This is a genomic window from Protofrankia sp. CiP1_Cm_nod4 (genome assembly GCF_982290645.1).
Map to the genome: position 1 here is coordinate 7,178 of NZ_CEVIVC010000050.1, position 20,619 is coordinate 27,796.

A 20,619-nucleotide genomic window follows, 5' to 3' on the forward strand; every position below is an offset into this window, starting at 1 on the left:
GTGCGGCTGTGCGGTCGCGCCCCGCCGCCTGCGCCGAACAAGCGGCGGGGAGCCGTGGAAGACCCCCCAGCAAGCCCCCACGACCCCCGCACCCGTGTTCAACGAGACACCGCGGCGGAGGTTACGGGGAGCTCGAAGATTTTTCCGCGCGTCCCCGGGCGGCCGCGCCGGCCGCCAGAGGTGGCCGCCAGAGGTGGCCGTCACCGCGTGGACCTGCGAGATCGGCCCGCCCCGGACCGGATGGCCGGCGGGAAGGTACGGAGGTCCCGACAGAAGGGGCAGTAACAACCTGACGTTCCGGACGTCCCGTGCCGTCCTGTCCGGTTATTCTCCCACTAATCAATAGCGGGAGTTTTCAGCTGAGGAGGTGACAAACGATGTACGACTACGACCTCCTCGTCATCGGGTCGGGCCCGGGCGGGCAGAAATCGGCTATCGCCGCCGCCAAGCTGGGCCGCCGCGTCGCGATCGTCGATCGTCGTGACATGGTCGGCGGGGTCTGCATCAACACCGGCACGATCCCGTCGAAGACGCTGCGCGAAGCCGTGCTCTACCTCACCGGTATGACCCAGCGGGAGATGTACGGGCAGAGCTACCGGCTGAAGGACGACATAACCGTCTCGGACCTGTCCTCGCGCACCCAGCACGTCATCGGACGTGAGATCGACGTCATTCGCAGCCAGCTCAGCCGTAATCGGGTGGCCTTGCTCATCGGAACGGCGAGCTTCGTCGACCCGCACACCATCAGCATCATCGGCAGCGACCAGACCGACGAGCGCCGGGTCAGGGCGGAGAAAATCATCATCGCCACCGGCACCCGGCCGGCCCGGCCGGACACGGTCGACTTCGACGGCCGTACCGTGGTCGACAGCGACCAGATCCTGGCGCTGGACAAGATCCCCGGCTCGATGGTCGTCGTGGGCGCCGGTGTGATCGGCATCGAGTACGCGTCCGTGTTCGCCGCGCTCGGCACCAAGGTGACTGTCGTGGAGCGCCGTGACCGGATGCTCGACTTCTGCGACGTGGAGATCGTCGAGGCCCTCAAGTACCACCTGCGGGACCTGGCCGTCACGTTCAGGTTCCGCGAGTCGGTCGTGTCCGTCGAACGTCACCACAGCGGCACCCTGACGCTGCTGGAAAGCGGCAAGAAGATCCCCGCCGACACCGTGATGTACTCGGCCGGGCGCCAGGGGCTCACCACCGCGCTCAACCTCTCCAACGCGGGCCTGAGCGCCGACAACCGGGGCCGCATCAAGGTCGGTTCGGACTTCCGGACCGAGGTCGAGCACATCTACGCCGTCGGCGACGTCATCGGCTTCCCGGCGCTGGCCGCGACCTCCATGGAGCAGGGCCGGCTCGCCGCCTACGCGGCCTGCGGCGAGGCCGTCCACGTGATGCGCCACGAGCTGATGCCGATCGGCATCTACACCATCCCCGAGATCTCCTACGTCGGCAGCACCGAGGACGAGCTCACCGAACGGGCCGTGCCGTTCGAGGTCGGCGTGGCCCGCTACCGCGAGCTCGCCCGCGGCCAGATCGTCGGGGACTCCTACGGCATGCTGAAGCTGCTCGTGAGCTCGACCGACCGCAAGCTGCTCGGCGTCCACGTCTTCGGCACCGGGGCCACCGAACTCGTCCACATCGGCCAGACCGTGATGGGCTGCGACGGGACGATCGACTACCTGGTGGACGCCGTGTTCAACTATCCGACGCTCGCCGAGTCCTACAAGGTGGCGGCGCTGGACGCGATGAACAAGATGCGTGCCGTCGCCCGCTTCAGCAGCTGACGTCCGTCCGGCCCAGGGCTGTCGGGCGACGGCGGTCAGGGCAGCCGGAAGACGTCGACCAGGATCACGCCGGGAGCGGGCCGGCGGTGTGCCGCCGGGCTGTCATGGACGACCAGGATCGACGAGGGGTCGTCCGGGGCCAGGGCGATCCCCTCGGCGTGGTCGTCGCCCTGCCCGAACGGCAGGTCCAGCACACGGACGAGCGCGTCGTCGTCGACGACCACGCTCGTCCGCGCCCTGACCGCGTCACGCCACCGGTAGACCCGGACCGGGCCGTCGAGGTCCATCGTCGGGCCGGCGAGCACGAGCAGGTCGTCCCCCTGGACGAGCAGGTCGCGCACGCCCAGGCCGTCGAGGTTCAGGAAGTGCTTCCGGTAGGGCAGGCCGCCCTCCAGCGGCCGCAGCCCGAGGTCCTGGCCGTCCCCCTCGGTGGGGCGCAGTTCGACGACCACCGCCCAGCCGCGCAGCACCGGCCCGCGCAGGCCCAGGTAGACCCGCTCGCCGACGACGGCCAGCCCCTCGACGTCGAACCCGTTGTCCTTGCTCGGGATCGCCAGGAACGGGCCGAGGTGCTCGTCGTTCTTCAGCACCGTGGTGACCCGGGTCTGCTTGCGCAGCCCCAGCGCGGCGGCGGTCAGCTGCCCACCGGCGCCGTCCGGAGCGGCGGCGGTGCTCACCAGGGTGGGCAGCCCGTCCCGGGTGACGACCGGGATGCGGCCGAGCAGATGCCGGTTCGCGTTCTTGCGGATCCTCGCCAGGGCGCGCAGCGCGGTCTCGGTCGCGTGGTGCGGCTTGACCCGCTTGCGCGTCAGGCTGTGCGAGCCGACGAACCACAGGTAGCCGCCATGCCGGTCGAAGCCCTCGATGTCGATCTCGGGGATGACGCCGTCCGCGTCCGGCCCCACCGGCAGCGGCAGGAAGTCACCGACCGGGAAGGAGACGTGGCCGTCATAGGCGTCCCCGGCCGCGCTCAGGGTCACCCGTTCGACCGTCGCCGTCTCGTCCCCGCCGAGCCACAGGTGCCGTCCTTCACTCTTGATCGTCGACAGTGACCCGACGATGTCGGCCACGGGGTGCGGGCCGACGTCGTCGAAACGGACCGTAACGGTCTTCACAGCATCCACGACTGCTCCCCCTCGGCCTGACGTCCCCGGTGACAGTTCCATTTACCACAGCCTGTCTGTCCCGGCACCGTTCGCCATGGCCTGCCCAGACGTACCCGGTCCAGGCCGGACCACCACCCCATGGCCCGTCCGGCGCGCCCGGACGGCCGGACCGCCACCGTGACCGGACGGCGGAGGCGTCAGGCACGCCCCGGCGCGGCGGGGCGGCTTCAGCGGATGCGGGCCGCTACCGCCACCGGCGCCACGGCGGCGTCCCAGGCGATCCGGGACAGTCCCTCGACCGTGTCGATGCCGGCCCGCATCGACGGGTTGCCGCGGCTGTAGACCGCCATCACGTAGTCCCGCCCGCCCCCGTGGACATGCCCGAGGCTGGCGATCACCCAGCCACTGTCACGGGGCAGCCAGCCGTTCTTCACCTCCACGGCGACGCCCGCGGGCACCCCGCCGGGCAGGCCCCACCGCTGGGCGGGCACCACACCGGCGAGCAGGCTCGTCGCGGTGGCCCGGGCCTGATCGCCCAGTACGCCGCCCGGATAGGCCAGCGTGCGCAGCACCGCGAGCTGGTCGACGGCGCTGGTCAGGGTGAGCCCCCAGCGTCCACCACCGCCCGCTTTCGTCCTGGTCATCCCCAGTCGGCGGAACATGGCGTCCATTGGCGCCGCACCGCCGAGCGAGCGCCACAACCGGCTCGCGGCCGCGTTGTCACTTACGCCGATCATCGCCCTGGCGCTGCGCAGCTCGCCCGCGCCGAGACGTCCGGACGGCCCGGCGCGTTCCAGAATGCCCAGCAGTATCGACAGTTTCACCGTGCTGGCCGTCTCGAAACCCGACACCGTCGGGTCGTCGACGGTGATGGTCCGGCCGGTGAGCGCGTCGTACACCGCCACACCGACCTGCCCGGGGCGCTCTTCGAGATATCCTCGGAACCGCTCGGACAGGTCGAGCCCGGACAGGGACGGCGCCTTCGGCACGGTTTCGGGAACGAGCCGCGGCGACGGGGTGACGGTACCGGCGGGCGGCAACCGGAGCGCTGGTGGCTCCGTGGGCATATCCGGCGCGTAAACATTCGGCGCGGATCCGCCGGCACCGGTGAAACGCACGGATCCGACGACCGGGGCCAGCACGAGGGCATTTACCACGACAGCCGCGACCAGTACCGCGCCGGCACGTCGCGAGACCGGTGCCCGCGCTGGCTCGTCGACGGATTCCACTGGTCCCGAAAATCCCCTCGTCGGCCGCCAGACCGCGTTTTTCGAAACGGTGCGCGGCGGCGCGCGATGCCGCATTGCGATGGTTGTGTGGTGCCGCATGGCCACATCCGATGTATACCCGCGGCAGAACGTCGCCGCATCGTCACTTTCCTTTTTCTTCGCTACCGCGCGGATCGGCGTCGGACGCCGGGAAGACTCCTGTCGCACGGCATTTCCGCGGGAAAAAGCAGCCATGGCGGACGCCGTAAAGGATGCCGGGACCGGCCGCACGGGCCGCGGGCGCCCGACTGCCCGGAAACGGGCCCGGACCGGCCCTCGACACCACTGTCAGACGATGGAGCGGGACATCCGGTAGGCACTGCTGGCCATGGTCCCCGACCAGTGGTCCTGACCTGCGGCCCTGGCTCCCGGCCTGGCTTCCGGCCTGGCTCCCGGCCGCTCCGCTCGCGTCCCCTCGGGGCCGGGAGCAACCGCGGGACCAGGCGGGGACGGCAGGCGCGGGAGGAGCGTGATCACGCCGCTTCCGGGCGGGCCGTCAGGCGGGCTGGACCCGCTCCGCCCGAGCGTCGCGGGCGCAGCGGGCACGAAGCTTGTCACCCAGCGCGCCGAACAGGTCCCACACCGGGATCCAGCGATGGTCGACCGTCCCCGCGGAACGCGGCCGCACCGTCTCGTCCGGGACATACAGCACGAAACGAACGTCGTAATGCACGTGCGAGGGCTCTTCCCGGACCGGGTCGGTGGGCGCGACTCGCACGTCGATATCAATCGGATGAACAGTGTCCGGAATCACAGAATTAGCCGCTATTCCGGCTCCCGCGGCGAGCCCGCGCAGCGCCGCGCCCAACAAGGACTGGTCGGCCGCGTCGACATGCCCGGCGGGAAGCAGCCAGCCCGCCGAGCCCAGGCGGCGAACATGCAGCACCCGCCAGTCCGTGGTGACCGCGACCGCGCCCCAGGTGACGTGCGCGGGCATGGTGGCGGGATCCGTCACCGGGTCCGCCCCCTCTATCAGGGCCAGCACCAGCGGACTCAGGTTCTCGATCTCGCCAGGATTGTCCTCGAGATAGCGAAGAACTACTCCGGCGACCGCATTGTTGCTCACTGCCACGGGACATGACAGTACCTCCAGAAGAAGATTTCTGGCGCACGGGGGCGGGTCGGGCGCCGCCGTCCCGAACAGGCCCACGGCGTACTCCGCGGCGCCCGACCGGCACGCTCGGAAGCCGGATCCCGTTCGTGGCATGCACTTTCCGCTCGACGCGCCGGCCGGTCACTCGGCTGTCAGACGGGCGAACAAGCCGGACACAGTCGCCAAAACGACACAATCACCCCCGCCCGGCCGGTCGCCACCAGCGGTTCCCCCGGCCGCGCTGACAGGCTGCCGACAGCCGCGCCGACGTGTCGGCATGTGATGCCTATCGTGTGACGACCGGCACCAGCCCACCTCGACCGGCACCAACCGCTGGAGACCGTCTCCACGCGGGCGGGGCGGACACCGACGGGCGGGGCCGGCGAACAGGACGCGTGCCATGCCCGGGGTGTGTGAAGGGGGAGATCAGATTGGGTGCTTCCGGAGGTTCCGGTGGCCACGCCGGCACCACGCGGCATCGGATGGCGGTGGCAGCCGTGGGCTGCGGCCTGGCGGTACTGCTGCTCGGCGCCTGCGACGAACCGACGAGCCCGGGCGGAACGCCCGGGCCGGCCGGGCCGAGCGGGTCGGTGAGCCTGCCGGGAGGGCTGCCGACATCGCTGCCCACGGGCCTGCCGACGGCCCTGCCGTCCATTTCGGCGTCGCTGCCGGGCGGCGGGCAGGTGGCCACGGGCAGAGACGCGCTGAAGGCCGCGAACGTCCCCGCGGACTTCCCGATCCCGCCAGGTGCCGAGGTGGGGGCCGGTACGTCCAGGAACAACGAGTCCGTGCTCACCCTGAGCGGTGTCTCCGACAACGCGGTGGCGGCCTTCTACCGCCAGGCGCTGCCGGCCGCCGGCTACACGATCACCAGTGACAACCAGATAGCCGGCCTGGCGGCTTCGATCGCCTTCGAGGGGCACGGCCTGAAAGGGACCATCGGAACGGCCGGGATCGGCACGGCCAACGGCACGGTACTGACCTTCCAGAAGCAGTAGAAAGCAGTGGACGAAGCGGTGGGCCGGCTGCCGGCAGCGCAGCCGGCAGCGCGGTGAACGGGCCGGCGGAAACGAGCCGGACCGGCTTTTCAGGCCCAACGGCCCGCCAGCCCGATGGCCGCGCGATGCCGATGCCCGGTACGGCCGGTGACCCACCACCGCCCGTACCGCGGCGCGGCCGTCGGGCACCCGCCGGCATCCGACCGGCCGGCCCGGGCCCCGCAGCCGTACCCGAAATTTTGTACCCGAATTCCGTCCGGTGCCCGGATGCTATTTCGTGCTCATCAGCGCGTCCAGCATCCCGTGCAGATGAGCTACCGCCCACTCGATGTCGAAGTACTTGTACCGGCCGGCCCGTGACTCGGCCGCGAGAACGCCGCAACGGTGCACCCTGCTGAAGTCGCCGTACGGGAACCGGTACCGTTTCCTGTCGTCCTCGTCGTCGTCCTCGGAAATGCCGAGATACCATTTCCGGTATTCGCTGAAACCGTGTTCGGCGATGAACTCGTTCTCCTGCCGCGTCGAGGGCTGGTGCTCGCCCCAGCCGTCTCGTTCGTCGAGTACCACGGCACCGTTCTCGATCAGTTTCCTGGCATGCTCATAGGAACGGCGGCTCAGTCTCACGGCCATGATCCCCTCCAGATCATTCTCGAGGACGAACCGATACACGGGGCTGGCCGCGTCAACGGCCCGTTCAGGCGGCCCTACCCGGTATGGCGGCGTCGACACCGGCACGCCGCCGGCCGCCCGGCGGCGGGCCATACCTGCCAGCACCGGGGCAGGGCCGGCCATGCCTATGTGGCCGGCGGCGTGGCCGCCGGGCCCGGACGCGGGCCGGTGGCCGCGGCCCTGGCCAGGCGGCGGGCCAGCCTGCCGATGAAGAACTTCAGGGCGCCGGCAAGTACCGCTCCCGTCCCCGGGATGAGCGGGACGAAGCTGCCCTGCCAGACGATCTCGGTACCGCCGCCCACCGGCGCCAGGTCCACCGTCGCCAGATAGTCGCGTATCGGTAGCAGAGCCGAGCGGATCCGGTAGGCGTGCCGGCGGGCCGGAAGGTACTCGACGATCTCTTCACGGAGGAGCAGCGGCGGCCGGCCAACCCGGCACACCGCCCCCACGCCGCCCGGCTGGGGTGTGCCCTCCCGCTCCCACCACGATCGCGATATGAGCGGACCCGCCCACCGCGACCAGCCCGCGCCGTCCGCCAGGAGGTCGAACACCGCCGACGGCGCGGCCGGGGAGAGCTGGGTCACCACGTACACCCGACGCCGGCCGCTCATGACGCCCGCCGTCCGGTCCGTTCGCGCTGGCCAGGGCAGTCAGGCCGACCAGGCCGGCCGATCTGGCCGGGCCACCCGGTCCGTGCCACCGCAGCGGCCCCGGGACCGATGGCCGGCTGCTCCCTCATCCGACGGACGTCAGCCACAGCCCCCTACCTTTCATCAAGAACGCGGACGCATCAAGAACATGGGCGTAGGCACGGACGTGGATGTCGACACGGCAACTTATAGCTACATGAAATATTCATTCAGTTATATTCGATCTTCAGTCGGACGCGGACCGCCACGTCTCACGATGGAGCGCCCGCTCCAGCGGCCGGCGGTGGGCCCAGCCATGTCTTTCCAGGTCAGGGACCTGCTCGTGATGCGTGACCGGGCCGAGGCACAGCCACGCGACCGGCCGGACACCGTCGGGAATACCCAGCATGTCCTGGACGACCCGCTCGCGGAAGAACGACACCCAGCCGCACCCGAGGCCCTCGGCGGTGGCCGCCAGCCACAGGTTCTGGATCGCCAGGCACACCGAGTACACCCCCGCGTCGGCAATGGCATGCCGGCCCAGGACGGCGGGCCCGCCACGCCTCTCGTCATAGGTCACCACGACGGAAAGCGTGGACTCCAGGACGCCGTCTATCTTGATCCGGGCGAACCGGGCGGCCCGCTCGCCCGTCAGGGCCGCGGCAAAGACGGCGCGTTCCCGTCTGACATGCTCGTAAAAGGCACGCCGGGTCCGCTCGCTTTCGACCACGATGAAGTCCCACGGCTGGCTCAGCCCGACGCTGGGGGCGGCGTGCGCCGCGGCAAGCACCCGGCCCAGGACGCCGTCCGGGATCGGTGCCCCGGTGAACTGGGCGCGGACGTCCCGTCGCTGATGGATCACGCCGTACAGGTCCACTGGCATGGCAGGCTCCCGCTGTCCGCCACCCGCCCGTCGGCGGATGGCACGGATGCGAGGCCGGTCTTCGGACTCTCGGATCAGCACCTGACCGCCCGCCTTCCCGGACCGCGCGGTCCAGTGGCTGCTCCCGGGCCGCGTCCGACGGATCCTCGATCGCGGGGGCGGCCCCGGAGAAAAATCCGGACGACACACCCACATCGACCGACACCTGTCGGACCCGGCCCGTGCGCGTGGGCGGCGGCTCCCCGATCACCGCGGCGGGCCCGTGCCGGACTCACACCGGCTTCCCGATTCTCCCCGGCCACCTGGCCGCCCCGGGCACGCCCGACCGGTCACCCGGTCACGCGCCCGAGACCCCAGGCAACCTGAGGCACCTCGCGAACAATGCCACCACGATCATCCCACAAACCGACCGCTCCCGGACCCGTCCGTCCTGATCCGCCGCCCAGGACACGACGATCATGATCAGTAGATCTCCCTGCGGTGCCCCACCCTGACCACCGTCACGACGATGCGGCCATCGTCCACCAGGTAGACCATTCGGTAATCCCCTACCCGCAGACGCAGTGTCCCCGCTGGCTCGCCGACCAGCGCACGCACACCGGCCGGGCGCGGATCGTCCGACAGCCGGGTCACCGCAAGCAGCACTCGACGAGCCGCGGCCCTGTCCAGCTTGCGCAGTCCACGCAGGGCCCGTGTCGTCCACTCGACCTCGTACTTCAGTGTCAGAGCAGGCCGAACTCCGCCATCACGTCCCGATGCGGCACCCGGGGCTCGCTGGAGGCGAGCGCCTCCCTGGCGGCGATGAGATCGGATTCGTCCTCGGCTCTTTCCAGATCCCGCAGGTCGTCAATTGAAATGACCGCGGCGACCGCGCGACCATGACGGGTGAGCACAGTCCTCTCGTGGATGTGCTCCGCCCTGGACACGATCTCACCGAGATGGTCCCGCGCCTCGCTGATCGGCATCTCACCCATACCCCGGATTGTACAAAACGGGGAGAAGGCACGCTCCCCACCTGCCAATATGAGATGAAACAGGCAGTTAGTTCCATTTTGCGACTGGACGGATCGGGAGAAGAAGATCGTGATGGTAGCGGTGGCGGCCAGGCGGAGCTCGGCCGGCCAGCCGGCGTCGGCCTGGGCTATGCCGACCGGGCAGGACAGGCCGGTGCCGCCGAGGCCGCCCGCTTCCAGGCGTGCTCCGGGCGGCCTCCGCTTTCTGCCCCGTACATCTGTCCGTACACTCGTACGGACAAGACAGGGATGTGGATTATGGCTGCTTCGGCAACGTCAGGACGATTCGAGTTCCGAGTGCGGCCCGAGCTCAAGCATCTGATCGAGCGTGTGGCGTCCCTCACACACCAGACCGCGTCGGACTTCGCGCGAACCGCCGCGGAGGAGCGTGCCGTGGAGGTACTCCGGGAGCACGAACTCATCACGAGAGTCCCGGCGGACTTCTTCGACGAACTGCTCGCTTCCCTGGACGCTCCCGTGGAGCCCAACGACGCCCTGACCCGCGCCGCCGCATGGCTTGACTCCGTCATCGAGCGACGGTGACCGCGAGCAGATTCGTCAGCAGGCAGGGGCGAGGCAATGGTCTTAACTCACGCTCCGATGTTCTTGTCAGTGCTCGCATGTGTGGGCATGCTTTGAAGGCCGCTTCGATGTGGCCATCGAAAGGCCTAGCCTGACCCAGGGGAGGTGGGAAGTGACGCAACCCAACGCCTGGCCATACCCCGAGCCGTACGAATGGGCGGACAAACCCGACTCCGCTACCCAGCAGGCGATCGACGAAGCACGCGCGGACATCGAGGCCGGCGACTTCGTCATCCACGACGGCATCGAGGGCTTTGAGTCCTTCCTTGACGAGCTGGAGGCCCACCCCCGCGCAAGCTGAGGCGACGCGCCCGGAAGGTCGCACTTGCCGGATGTCGGCAAAGAATGTCGGTACCGTCCCCTCATGCCCACGTTCCAGTCGGTCGGCCGCTTCCGGGTCGAGTACGACCGGCTCAGCCGGGAGGAGAAAACCGCCTTCCGCGCGGCGTTACCGCTGTTCATTGCGGGAGTGGTCGCAGGCCACTTCCATCCCCGGCTCCGTGTCAAGAGCTTCAAGAAGATCCCCGGTAAGCCCAGTCCGCACGTCATCTGGCTGCGCATCGGCACCCACGGCATCTTCGAACGGTAGCAACCCCGCGCACACCGTGGGTCCGTGGCCACGGCGGGAACGGAGTAGGACGGACACCGCTGGATACCTGGAAACGTCCCATCGGCCGCCGAGTCACCCCGGCCGTCAGCCGGCGTCGGCCTGGGGTACCTGACGTGGAGTTGCCGGCCTTCAGGACGTCGCGGGGTTCGCCACCAGGTGTCCAACCCGGGTTAGAGTGTGTATGTGGAGATCTACGGCGTGGCCGTCCCGGAGCCTCACGAGTGGGTCGACGAGCCGGACCCCGCCACCCAGCAGGCGATCGACGAAGCGCGCGAGGACCTTGCCGCAGGACGATCGGTCATCTGTACCAGTGATGCCGCGTTCGACGCGCTCCTCCACGAGCTGTCCATGGACCCACACTCGAAGGCAAGCTGACCCCTCGAAAGGGCGCTCCCCTTTCGCCCTATTGTCGTGACCGTGCCCACCTTCGAGCCGGTTGCCCGCTTCCTCGCGGAGTTCCATCGGCTCTCCCCGGCGCAGCGGGCCGCGTTCCTGCGTACCGTCGCGCTGTTCCGTAAAGGGCTGACTTCGGGCTCCTTCCACCCGAAGTTGCGGGTCAAGGGCTTCAAGTCCGAGCCCGGGGTGTTCGAGATGACGTGGGCACGTGATGGTCGGGCGCTGTGGACGTACGGCGAGCCGATCCCCGGCAAGCCCGGCCCGCACGTCATCTGGCTGCGCATCGGCACCCACGACATCTTCGAGCGGTAGCTTCCCCACGTACGTAGTGGATCCGCGGCTACCGCAGGAACGGAGTGAGACAGACACCGCCGGATACCCTCGGACATCCAGTCGGCTGCCGGGGCCATCCCGGCCGCGGTCAGCCGGCGTCGGTCTGGGCTACGCCGACCGGGCAGGAAAGCCCTGTGCCGCCAATGCCACAATAGCCGTTGGGGACCTTGTGCAGGTACTGCTGGTGGTAGTCCTCCGCGTAGTAGAACGGGCCGGCGGGGGCGATCTCGGTGGTGATCGGGCCGAGGCCGGCGGTGTCGAGGACGGTCTGGAAGGCGTCCCGGCTGCCCCGCGCGGCGGCGAGCTGCTCGTCCGAGAAGGTGTAGATCGCCGAGCGGTACTGGGTGCCGACGTCGTTGCCCTGGCGCATGCCCTGGGTCGGGTCGTGCGCCTCCCAGAAGACCTTCAGCAGGTTCTCGTAGCTCACCACGGCCGGGTCGAACACCACCTGGACGACCTCGGTGTGCCCGGTCAGGCCCGAACAGGTCTCCTCGTACGTCGGGTTCGGCGTGATCCCGCCCGCGTACCCGACCGCGGTCGAGTACACCCCGGGGGTCTGCCAGAACTTCCGCTCCGCGCCCCAGAAGCAGCCGAGCCCGAACACGGCGGTCGCCAGCCCCACCGGGAAGGGCCCCTGTAGCGGTGTGCCGAGGACGGCGTGCCGCTCGGGCACGGCGAAGGCCGGTACCTCACGGCCGGGCAGCGCCTGCTCGGCCGTGGGCAGGGTGGACTTGTGGCGGGTGAAGAACATCTTCCACGACCTCCGGGACTTGTCCGGCCCGCGGTGACACGGCAAGAACATGACCACGCCACCGTGGGCACTTCGGCGACAGGGCCTGAAACGTCAACCCCTGCCACGCCCGGTACGTTCCCTGATCCGCCCGATTCCCGCGCTCGTCCAGCCCGTGTCCGTCCAGCCCGTGCCCGTCCAGCCCGGGTCCGCCCGGCTGGGCCGGACGGACAGCGGCGCGGTAGACGAACGGCCGGCCGATGGCAGGCCCGCCGGGTTCCCGCAGGGCTGCGGAGACCGCGCGGGAACGGCCGCCGCTGGCAGGAACCGCCAGCGGCGGCCGCAGGTGCTGGTGGGACCGCCCACGGGGCCGCCGAGCCTTACAGGACGAGGTCCTCCAGCATGGTGGTGACCAGCGCGGCGATCGGCGACCGTTCGGAGCGGGTGAGCGTGACGTGCGCGAACAGCGGGTGGCCCTTCAGGGTCTCGATCACGGACGCGACCCCGTCGTGCCGGCCCACCCGCAGGTTGTCACGCTGCGCGACGTCATGCGTCAGCACGACCCGTGACCCCTGCCCCAGGCGCGACAGCACGGTCAGCAGCACGCCGCGTTCCAGCGACTGCGCCTCGTCCACGATGACGAACGCGTCGTGCAGCGACCGGCCGCGGATGTGCGTCAGCGGCAGCACCTCGAGCATGCCACGGTCGACGATCTCCTCGATGACCTCCTGGGAGACCAGTGCGCCGAGGGTGTCGAAGACGGCCTGTGCCCAGGGCGCCATCTTCTCGTTCTCGCTGCCGGGGAGGTAGCCGAGATCCTGGCCGCCGACCGCGTACAGCGGCCGGAACACCACGACCCGCCGGTGCAGCCGGCGTTCCATCACCGCTTCGAGGCCGGCGCACAGCGCCAGCGCCGACTTGCCGGTGCCGGCCCGGCCGCCCAGGGAGATGATCCCGACGTCGGGGTCGAGCAGCAGGTCGAGCGCGACCCGCTGTTCCGCGGACCGCCCGTGCAGGCCGAACGCCTCCCGGTCGCCACGGACCAGGCGCACCTTCTTGTCCGCGGTCACCCGGCCCAGCGCGGAGGCGCTGCCGCCGGCGGCGGTGAGCACCAGCCCGGTGTGGCACGGCAGCCCGGCGGCGTCCGGGATCTCGACGGTCTCGCGGGCGTAGAGCCGGTCCAGGTCGTCCTGGGCGACGGCGAGCTCCGCCATACCGCTCCAGCCGGAGTCCACCGGCGTCTGCGCCCGGTACTCCTCGGCGGCGAGGCCGACCGCGGACGCCTTCACCCGCAGCGGCAGGTCCTTGGTGACCAGGACGACGTCGTTGCCCTCCCTGGCGAGATTGAGCGCGACGGCAAGAATGCGGGAGTCATTGTCATCCACCCGGAACCCCGGTGGGAGCACCGACGGGTCGGTGTGATTGAGTTCGACCCGTAGCGTTCCACCGTCGTCCAACGGCAGTGGCTGATCCAGTCGACCGTGGCGGATTCGTAGGTCGTCGAGGAGGCGAAGGGCCTCGCGGGCGAACCAGCCCAGTTCGGGGTGGTTCCGCTTTCCTTCCAGTTCTCCTACGACTACCAGAGGAAGCACCACATTGTGCTCCGCGAACCGCAGCAGCGCGCCAGGATCAGACAGGAGCACGCTTGTGTCGACGACATGCGTTCGTGGCACACGCCCACCCGCTTATTCGGAGGAAGTCCGGGACCGGGCCCCCCGCGGGAGGCCGGGCACCGGCCTCCTGGCGTTGTCGCGAATGCGGCACCGAGGGGCCTCCCGAATGGCCCGGCCCAGTGCCGGACCACGACTTGAGCCATCTTGGTCCCGCCTGATGGATCATCGTCGTGCGACACCCACCCGGCGTACCCAGTGCCACACGTTAGCTCCCCCGCCGCGAAAGCGCGACCATCTTCGCACAACACGCTCAGCAACGGTCACCGACCGTATGGTGATGGCCGATGGAAAATCGCTTGTACTCCAGCCACAATCATGATCATGATCTCTGGACCGTGCCGTAGCAGACAACTATGTGTCCCCGCGTTCGTATCCTGACGTTTCCCGGCGTTTACCTGGCCGGTACATCCCGACCGGAGAACAGAGCGCGCCCCGGCCGGAGAACCGGCGGCCACGGCACCGGCCGACGACATTTCCAGAGGACCCGGACAGAACGCCGCGGGACCTCCGGACAGATCAACCGGGCAGAACGGCCGGACAAATCGTAGGACGGATCGGCAGGACGGATCAGCAGGACGGATCAGCCGGACAGAACGACGGCAACAGGCGCACCGGCGGCAGACGGCACGGCCGCGGCAAACAGACGGCGACAAACAGACAGCGGCAAACAGACGGCCACAAACGGACGGCCGGCGCAGCCGGACAGCGGTAGGTGGACAGCGTCGGATGGGCAGCGTCGGATGGGCAGCGTCGGGACGCACCGGCCCGGGAGGGACGCCAGAGCACCGGACAAGGCCGCGACGACAACGATCGGGCCGGCGCCCTTGGCACATGCCGGACGCCGGCCCGATCCCCGTGGTCACACCCGCCGCTGCCCCGGAGCGGGGAGCAGCCGGCCCAGGTGTCCCGTCGTTCAGCCCTTCAGGCGCTCGACCAGGGCCTCCTGCTCGGACCACAGCTCGGCCGGAAGCGCGTCGCCGAAGGTCCGGTAGTGCTCGGGGATCAGCTCCGCCTCCTCCTTCCACAGCTCGGTGTCGAGGGTGAGCAGCTCGGCGAGGTCCTCGGCCGGGACGTCGAGCCCCTCTGTGGACAGCGCTCCGGGGGCAGGCAGGACGCCCAGCGGGGTCTCCACCCCGTCGGCCTCGCCCTCGAGACGGCCGATGATCCAGGCCAGCACCCGGCTGTTCTCCCCGAAGCCCGGCCACAGGAAGCGGCCCTGCGCGCTCTTGCGGAACCAGTTGACGTAGTAGATCCGCGGGAGCTTCGCCGGGTCCGTCCTGCGTCCGATCGACAGCCAGTGCGCGAAGTAGCCGGCCATGTTGTAGCCGCAGAAGGGCAGCATCGCGAACGGGTCACGCCGCAGCTTGCCGATCGCGCCGGCCTGCGCCGCGGTCGTCTCCGAGGCGACGATCGACCCGTAGAACACCCCGCGCTGCCAGGTCGGCGCCTCGGTCACCAACGGGACCGCGGTCGCCCGGCGCCCGCCGAAGAGGATCGCCGAGATCGGGACGCCCTTCGGGTCCTCCCACTCCGGCGCGATCGTCGGGCACTGGCCCGCCGGCACGGTGAAACGGGCGTTGGGATGCGCGGCCGGCTCGGGGGAATCCGGCGTCCAGTCCCGGCCCTTCCAGTCGGTCAGATGGGCCGGCTTGTCCTTTGTCAGCCCCTCCCACCACACGTCGCCGTCGTCGGTGCGGGCGACGTTGGTGAAGACCGTGTTGCCCCACAGGGCCGCGATCGCGTTGGGGTTGGTCTCCACGCCCGTGCCGGGCGCCACCCCGAAGAAACCGGCCTCCGGGTTCACCGCGTAAAGTCGGCCGTCCTCCCCGAAACGCATCCAGGCGATATCGTCACCGATGGTCTCGGCTTTCCAGCCCGGCAGGGTGGGAATGAGCATCGCCAGGTTGGTCTTGCCACAGGCCGACGGAAACGCCGCCGCGACGAAGTGGACCTTCCCGGCGGGCGAGGTGAGCTTGAGAATGAGCATGTGCTCGGCCAGCCAGCCCTCGTCCCGGGCCATCACCGAGGCGATACGCAGAGCGTAGCACTTCTTGCCGAGCAGGGCGTTACCACCGTAGCCCGAACCATACGACCAGATCTCCCGGGTCTCCGGGAAATGCGTGATGTACTTGGTCGAGTTGCACGGCCATGGCACGTCCTCCTGACCGGGCTCGAGCGGGGCACCCAGTGAATGCACGGCCGGGACGAAGAAACCGTCGTCACCCAGCTGCTCCAGGGCGGGCGCGCCCATACGGGTCATCGTCCGCATCGACACGGCGACATATGCCGAGTCGGTGAGCTGGACTCCGAGCGCCGAAATACGGGAGCCCAGCGGGCCCATGCAGAACGGCACGACATACATCGTGCGCCCCCGCATGCTGCCCTCGAACAGGCCCCGCAGTTTCACCTTCATCTCGTCCGGGTCGGTCCAGTTGTTGGTCGGCCCGGCGTCCTCGGGATTCCGCGAGCAGATGAAGGTGCGGTCCTCGACCCGGGCGACGTCGGTGGGATCGGAAGCGGCGTAGAAACTGCCGGGCCGCTTCTCGGGGTCCAGCGGGACGAACGTGCCTTTGTCGACCAGCAGGCGGGTCAGTTCCGCGTACTCCGCGTCAGAACCGTCACACCACCAAATCCGCTCCGGCTGGGTGAGTTCGGCGATCTCACGCACCCAGGCAAGCAGCCCGGCATGCCTGGTCGGGGCAGCGTCAAGCCCCGAAATCTGCGCCGCGGTCGTCACAGCTCCCACCTCCGCTTGAGTCGAGCCCACCACGGCCTCGCCATAGCACCTATGCCCACGCCATGGAAGGTCCACTCGTGCCCGGGGCTACAGAACGCACGCGCCGTCACCCCGCAACACCGCGCCCGCGCCATCACCGTCCAGCACATAGTGGATCAGCCACAGCCATAGGCGATTCGAGGCCGTGTACAGGATCTTTTGACTCTACCTTGGGAGCTTCCAACAGTCGCGCGGTCGAGCCACCGCAATCGGGCAAATCTTCCGTCACGAAGCCCGCGAGAAGCCGATCAACGACGCCCACTGGTAACCATGACGGGCGCAAGATACGGTGACCATGTGACCACGACCGCACCCGGCCGCGACTTCCGTCACCATCCAAGCGACCTGGTGCGACCAAGGATGCGCGGATGGTTGCACGCGGGCGCCTTCCCGGTCAGCCTTGCACTCGGCGTCATCGCCATTACGCTGGCCACGACGTTCCGTGCACGGGTGGCGGTGGGTGTTTATGCGCTAAGCATCGCCATGTTGTTCGGCACGAGCGCGCTGTATCACCGGAGGATGTGGGCAACATCACGCGCGCGATCTCTGATGAAACGGCTCGATCATTCCATGATCTTCGTTTTCATCGCCGGGACTTACACACCACTGGCCCTGCTCGCGCTTCCGCCGCGGACCGCCCGGACGATACTCGCGGTGGTCTGGGGCGGCGCCGCGGTCGGTATCGGGCTGCGGATGCTCTGGCTGCACTCACCGCGCTTCCTGATGGTGCCGCTGTACATCGCCCTCGGCTGGGTGGCGGTCTTCGTCATACCCGAGCTGCTGCGCACCGCCGGCGTCGCGGCGCTGGCCCTGATCCTCGCCGGTGGCGTTCTGTACAGCCTCGGGGCATTTGTCTACGCGTCCCGGCGCCCCAACCCGGCTCCGCGGACGTTCGGCTACCACGAGGTTTTTCACGCGTTTACCATCGTCGCGGCGACATGTCACTATATTGCCGTCATTCTGGCAATCTACGCAACATAACATGGGAATGGTCTGGCCGAAAGCCTGCTATCCCACGGGCCCGCCGGCCGGGGCGGCATGCGGGCTCACAGCTCCGGCCCCTCCGCGCGGACCTGTTCGACCTTCTCCAGCGCCTCCCGCAGGCGGGCCAGCCACGGTTGCGCGTTGTCACCGACCAGCCGGACGCACCAGGCCAGCGCGTCGCTCCGGCTGCGCGCGACCCCGGAGTCGACCAGCGTGTCGAGCACCTGGCGTTCCGGCTGCCGGAGCCTGGTCATCACCGGAACGGACAGGGTGGTGAACAACTCGGTCGTCCCGCCCGCGGCCGCCCCCCACGCCACCTTGCGCCCGTAGCGCCGCTCGGCCTCCTGGGCGATCGCGATCCGGTCGTCCCTGGTCTGCTCGCGGAACCGGCGGATGCGGCCGGACTCGGCGGCGGCGACCGCGGTGGGGTCATCGGTCTCCAGCTCCGCGGCGGGGATCGTCCCCACCACCACGATCTCGTCCCGGTCGACGGTCACCGTCGCGGCACCGGTGAACCAGGTGTCGGGCAGCCTGCCCACGAACCACGCCGGCGCGTCGTCCGCGGGCGGCACCTGCTCACGCTCACCCCAGCGGCCGAAACCACGTCCACGCGCACCCACCATGTCTGCCTCCTCGCGGTCCGCGTCCGGTGCGGGCTTCCAGGCGTCTCGCACCCCGTTTGATTACATACTTACAGAAGATACATGGCAATGGGTACCACTTACGAGGTATCGCTTACGAACATCTCCAGAGCCACGTCCAGGGGTCAGGACGCCCGGCGTACCCGCGAGACGCTCAGCCGGTCGCCGGCAGGACGAGCCGGACTCCCAGCTGGTCACGCACCGCATCCACGGTGCTCACCGGGCGCTCGCAGACGAAGCCCCGGCACACGTAGACCCCCGCTGTGCCCCGTCCTCGAGCCAGGGGCCCGGAGGTGACCACGACCGCGCCCGGTGAGGTGGTCAGCCGGGCCGTCCGCTCGAGGTCCGGGCGGTCGACGACGACGACCTCGGCGGGGCCGGCCAGCAGTGCCGCGCCGACCGCCCCAGCCCACCCCGCGAAGGACGCGTTCGCGGCGAGCAGCGGGGCGAGCACCTCCAGAGCGCGCTTGGCGGCCCGGCGATGCTCGTCGGAACCGGTCAGCGCCGCGTAGGTCAACAGCGCGCCGGCGGCCGCGGACTGGCCGGACGGCGTCGGCGAGTCCGAAGGGTCCCGCGGCCGGCGCAGCAGCCGCTCGGCATCGTCGGCGGTGTCGTGGAAGCCACCGTCGTCCGCGGCGAAGCGGGCCCGGGCGACCGCCAGCAGGTCACCGGCCAGCGCCAGCCACTGTTCGTCCCCGGTGACCTGGTGCAGGGCAAGGAGGCCCTCCGCCACGTCGCCGTAGTCCTCCAGCACCCCGGCGTTCGCGCCGACGCGGCCGTGCCGGCTGGTGCGCCGCAGCCGGCCGTCCACCAGGTGGACGTCGCGCAGCAGTGTCGCGGCGCTGGTGGCGGCGGTCACCCAGGCCGGTTCGGCCAGCAGCGCGCCGGCCTCGGCGAGCGCCGCGATCGCGAGCCCGTTCCAGGCCGCGACGATCTTGTCGTCCCGGGCGGGCTGCGGGCGGGCCGCCCGGGCCCGCGCGAGCCGCTCGCGCACCGACGCGAACCGGCCGGGATCGTCCGGGTCCACCCGCAGCTGCAGGACGGACGTGCCGTGCTCGAACGTGCCCGCGGCGGTCACGCCGAAGACGTCCGCGGCCCAGGCGCCGTCCGCCGGGCCGAGGACGTCGACAAGCTCGGCCGGCGTCCACACGTAGGTGGCGCCCTCCACGCCGTGCCCACCGGCGCCGTGCCCGGCGGAGCTGAGCCCACCGGCGCCGTGCCCGGACGAGCCGTCCCCGCCGGTGCCGGGCCCGGCGGGGACGGCCGTGTCCGCGTCCAGCGCCGAGGCGAAACCGCCCTCCGGGGTCCCCAGGTCGCGCAGCAGGAAGGCGGCTGTCTCCCGGGCGACCCGCTCGGCCAGCGGGGACCCGGTCGCCCGCCACAGGTGCAGGTACACCCGCAGGAGCTGGGCGTTGTCGTAAAGCATCTTCTCGAAGTGCGGGACCGTCCAGGTGGCGTCCACGCTGTAACGGGCGAACCCGCCCGCGAGCTGGTCGTAGATCCCGCCGCGGGCCATCCGCTCGCAGGTGGTGGTGACCATCCGCAGGCTGGCGGCGTCCCCGGTGCGGGCGTGGTGGCGCAGCAGCATCTCCAGCAGCGCGGACGGCGGGAACTTCGGCGCCGGCCCGAAGCCGCCGTGCTCCGGGTCGAAGGACCGCGCGGCCTTCGACATGGCGATGTCGAGCAGGTCACCGGTGAGCCCGGCCGACGGGCCGGCCGGCCCCGACGCCACCGCCGCGATCCGGCGCGCGATGTCCGCGCCGGAGGCCGCCACCTCGTCACGCCGCGTCCGCCACGCGTGCGTGACCGCGGCGAGAAGCTGCCGGAACGAGCTCATCCCCGGCCGCGGCACCGGCGGGAAGTAGGTGCCGGCGAAGAACGGCTCCCCGGCCGGGGTGAGGAACACCGTCATCGGCCAGCCGCCATGGCCGGTGAGGGCGACGGTGACGTCCATGTAGACGGCGTCGACGTCGGGCCGCTCCTCCCGGTCGACCTTGATGTTGACGAAGTGCTCGTTCATGATCGCCGCGGTGTCCGGGTCCTCGAACGACTCGTGCGCCATCACATGGCACCAGTGGCAGGACGCGTACCCCACGGACAGCAGGACGGGCACGTCCCTGGCCGTGGCCTCGGCGAAGGCCGCCGGCCCCCAGGGCCACCAGTCGACCGGGTTGTCGGCGTGCTGGAGGAGGTACGGCGAGGTCTGCTCGGCTAGACGGTTCGGCATGTACCCAGCATCCCGCCGTCGGGAAGTTCAGCGGGCCGTGGGCGCTTGGAACCTTTTATGGTGCCAGTCGACCGGATGGTGACCTGCAGGGCGACCTCCGCGCCGCCCTACTTACATTCCGCGTCTTCTCACCCACAAACCGCGTCCTACTTACAGATCGCGCTGTCCCGGGCGCGGTTACGGCCAGGTCCCGGCCCAGGTCCCGGTCCAGGTCCCGGTCC

General features: G+C 70.0%; 21 protein-coding genes and 1 riboswitch. Of the genes, 8 read left to right on the plus strand and 13 right to left on the minus strand.

Features of this window, described 5'->3' with window-relative positions; all coding sequences use genetic code 11:
* The first annotated feature begins 377 nt into the window (after window positions 1-377).
* Entirely contained in the window at window positions 378-1,787 is a 1,410-nt protein-coding gene (gene sthA / locus AC5LSR_RS11815; protein WP_250281449.1) for a Si-specific NAD(P)(+) transhydrogenase, read from the plus strand.
* Between the two features lie 35 nt (window positions 1,788-1,822).
* On the opposite strand, the gene AC5LSR_RS11820 is transcribed toward sthA, so the two are convergent.
* From AC5LSR_RS11820 to AC5LSR_RS11830, 3 genes are all read right to left on the minus strand, one after another.
* Window positions 1,823-2,953 (minus strand): DUF3616 domain-containing protein, encoded by a 1,131-nt coding sequence (locus AC5LSR_RS11820; protein ID WP_493468452.1) that lies wholly within the window; start codon window positions 2,951-2,953, stop codon window positions 1,823-1,825.
* A 167-nt stretch (window positions 2,954-3,120) separates the two neighbouring features.
* The gene (locus AC5LSR_RS11825; protein ID WP_493468453.1) at window positions 3,121-3,960 is read right to left on the minus strand and encodes a serine hydrolase; all 840 of its coding nucleotides are present in this window, start codon (window positions 3,958-3,960) and stop codon (window positions 3,121-3,123) included.
* Between the two features lie 697 nt (window positions 3,961-4,657).
* Window positions 4,658-5,233, minus strand: a complete 576-nt coding sequence (locus AC5LSR_RS11830) for an NUDIX domain-containing protein (RefSeq protein ID WP_250281453.1) — start codon at window positions 5,231-5,233, stop codon at window positions 4,658-4,660.
* 518 nt (window positions 5,234-5,751) lie between these two features.
* Between AC5LSR_RS11830 and AC5LSR_RS11835 the strand changes: the two genes are divergently transcribed.
* Complete coding sequence (locus tag AC5LSR_RS11835; RefSeq protein WP_493468454.1) at window positions 5,752-6,252, plus strand: hypothetical protein; 501 nt, start codon at window positions 5,752-5,754, stop codon at window positions 6,250-6,252.
* A 270-nt stretch (window positions 6,253-6,522) separates the two neighbouring features.
* Here the strand turns inward: AC5LSR_RS11835 and AC5LSR_RS11840 are convergent, their stop codons facing one another.
* From AC5LSR_RS11840 to AC5LSR_RS11860, 5 genes are all read right to left on the minus strand, one after another.
* Entirely contained in the window at window positions 6,523-6,882 is a 360-nt protein-coding gene (locus AC5LSR_RS11840; protein WP_250281457.1) for a hypothetical protein, read from the minus strand.
* A gap of 164 nt (window positions 6,883-7,046) precedes the next feature.
* Window positions 7,047-7,532 carry an SRPBCC family protein gene (locus AC5LSR_RS11845; RefSeq protein WP_250281459.1) on the minus strand — a complete coding sequence of 162 codons (486 nt, stop codon included), beginning with the start codon at window positions 7,530-7,532 and terminating at the stop codon, window positions 7,047-7,049.
* 265 nt (window positions 7,533-7,797) lie between these two features.
* Window positions 7,798-8,433: a 5,6-dimethylbenzimidazole synthase gene (gene bluB, locus AC5LSR_RS11850; RefSeq protein WP_250281460.1), complete on the minus strand. Its 636-nt coding sequence runs from the start codon at window positions 8,431-8,433 to the stop codon at window positions 7,798-7,800.
* A 35-nt stretch (window positions 8,434-8,468) separates the two neighbouring features.
* Window positions 8,469-8,754, minus strand: a riboswitch (cobalamin riboswitch).
* A 141-nt stretch (window positions 8,755-8,895) separates the two neighbouring features.
* Window positions 8,896-9,246 (minus strand): type II toxin-antitoxin system RelE family toxin, encoded by a 351-nt coding sequence (locus tag AC5LSR_RS11855; protein ID WP_445548616.1) that lies wholly within the window; start codon window positions 9,244-9,246, stop codon window positions 8,896-8,898.
* Window positions 9,156-9,407, minus strand: coding sequence for a type II toxin-antitoxin system Phd/YefM family antitoxin (locus tag AC5LSR_RS11860; RefSeq protein WP_250281464.1), 252 nt, complete (start codon window positions 9,405-9,407; stop codon window positions 9,156-9,158). Before AC5LSR_RS11860 ends, AC5LSR_RS11855 begins: the two co-directional genes overlap by 91 nt.
* Window positions 9,408-9,704: 297 nt before the next feature.
* On the opposite strand from AC5LSR_RS11860, the gene AC5LSR_RS11865 reads away from it, so the two are divergent.
* The 5 genes from AC5LSR_RS11865 to AC5LSR_RS11885 all read left to right on the plus strand — a co-directional run bounded on the left by AC5LSR_RS11865 (window position 9,705) and on the right by AC5LSR_RS11885 (window position 11,346).
* The gene (locus AC5LSR_RS11865; protein WP_250281466.1) at window positions 9,705-9,989 is read left to right on the plus strand and encodes a type II toxin-antitoxin system TacA family antitoxin; all 285 of its coding nucleotides are present in this window, start codon (window positions 9,705-9,707) and stop codon (window positions 9,987-9,989) included.
* A gap of 151 nt (window positions 9,990-10,140) precedes the next feature.
* Window positions 10,141-10,329: a hypothetical protein gene (locus AC5LSR_RS11870; protein ID WP_250281467.1), complete on the plus strand. Its 189-nt coding sequence runs from the start codon at window positions 10,141-10,143 to the stop codon at window positions 10,327-10,329.
* Window positions 10,330-10,392: 63 nt separating this feature from the next.
* Window positions 10,393-10,617 (plus strand): hypothetical protein, encoded by a 225-nt coding sequence (locus tag AC5LSR_RS11875; RefSeq protein ID WP_250281469.1) that lies wholly within the window; start codon window positions 10,393-10,395, stop codon window positions 10,615-10,617.
* Window positions 10,618-10,821: 204 nt separating this feature from the next.
* Entirely contained in the window at window positions 10,822-11,013 is a 192-nt protein-coding gene (locus tag AC5LSR_RS11880; protein WP_250281471.1) for a hypothetical protein, read from the plus strand.
* Between the two features lie 42 nt (window positions 11,014-11,055).
* Window positions 11,056-11,346 carry a hypothetical protein gene (locus tag AC5LSR_RS11885; protein ID WP_250281473.1) on the plus strand — a complete coding sequence of 97 codons (291 nt, stop codon included), beginning with the start codon at window positions 11,056-11,058 and terminating at the stop codon, window positions 11,344-11,346.
* Between the two features lie 109 nt (window positions 11,347-11,455).
* On the opposite strand, the gene msrA is transcribed toward AC5LSR_RS11885, so the two are convergent.
* The 3 genes from msrA to AC5LSR_RS11900 form a co-directional block, all read right to left on the minus strand.
* Window positions 11,456-12,118 (minus strand): peptide-methionine (S)-S-oxide reductase MsrA, encoded by a 663-nt coding sequence (msrA, locus tag AC5LSR_RS11890; RefSeq protein ID WP_250281512.1) that lies wholly within the window; start codon window positions 12,116-12,118, stop codon window positions 11,456-11,458.
* Between the two features lie 359 nt (window positions 12,119-12,477).
* Window positions 12,478-13,770, minus strand: coding sequence for an RNA 5'-3' helicase PhoH2 (gene phoH2, locus AC5LSR_RS11895; RefSeq protein WP_445548247.1), 1,293 nt, complete (start codon window positions 13,768-13,770; stop codon window positions 12,478-12,480).
* A gap of 913 nt (window positions 13,771-14,683) precedes the next feature.
* A complete protein-coding gene (locus AC5LSR_RS11900; protein WP_250281478.1) occupies window positions 14,684-16,507 on the minus strand; it encodes a phosphoenolpyruvate carboxykinase (GTP) in 1,824 nt (607 codons plus the stop codon).
* 336 nt (window positions 16,508-16,843) lie between these two features.
* Here AC5LSR_RS11900 and trhA point away from each other — a divergent pair, with 336 nt between their 5' ends.
* The gene (trhA, locus tag AC5LSR_RS11905; RefSeq protein WP_250281480.1) at window positions 16,844-17,527 is read left to right on the plus strand and encodes a PAQR family membrane homeostasis protein TrhA; all 684 of its coding nucleotides are present in this window, start codon (window positions 16,844-16,846) and stop codon (window positions 17,525-17,527) included.
* Window positions 17,528-17,592: 65 nt separating this feature from the next.
* On the opposite strand, the gene abmR is transcribed toward trhA, so the two are convergent.
* Together abmR and AC5LSR_RS11915 are read right to left on the minus strand one after the other, a co-directional pair.
* Complete coding sequence (gene abmR, locus AC5LSR_RS11910) at window positions 17,593-18,153, minus strand: ATP-binding transcription factor AbmR (RefSeq protein WP_250281482.1); 561 nt, start codon at window positions 18,151-18,153, stop codon at window positions 17,593-17,595.
* A gap of 172 nt (window positions 18,154-18,325) precedes the next feature.
* Window positions 18,326-20,398 carry a thioredoxin domain-containing protein gene (locus tag AC5LSR_RS11915; protein ID WP_250281485.1) on the minus strand — a complete coding sequence of 691 codons (2,073 nt, stop codon included), beginning with the start codon at window positions 20,396-20,398 and terminating at the stop codon, window positions 18,326-18,328.
* Between the last annotated feature and the right edge of the window lie 221 nt (window positions 20,399-20,619).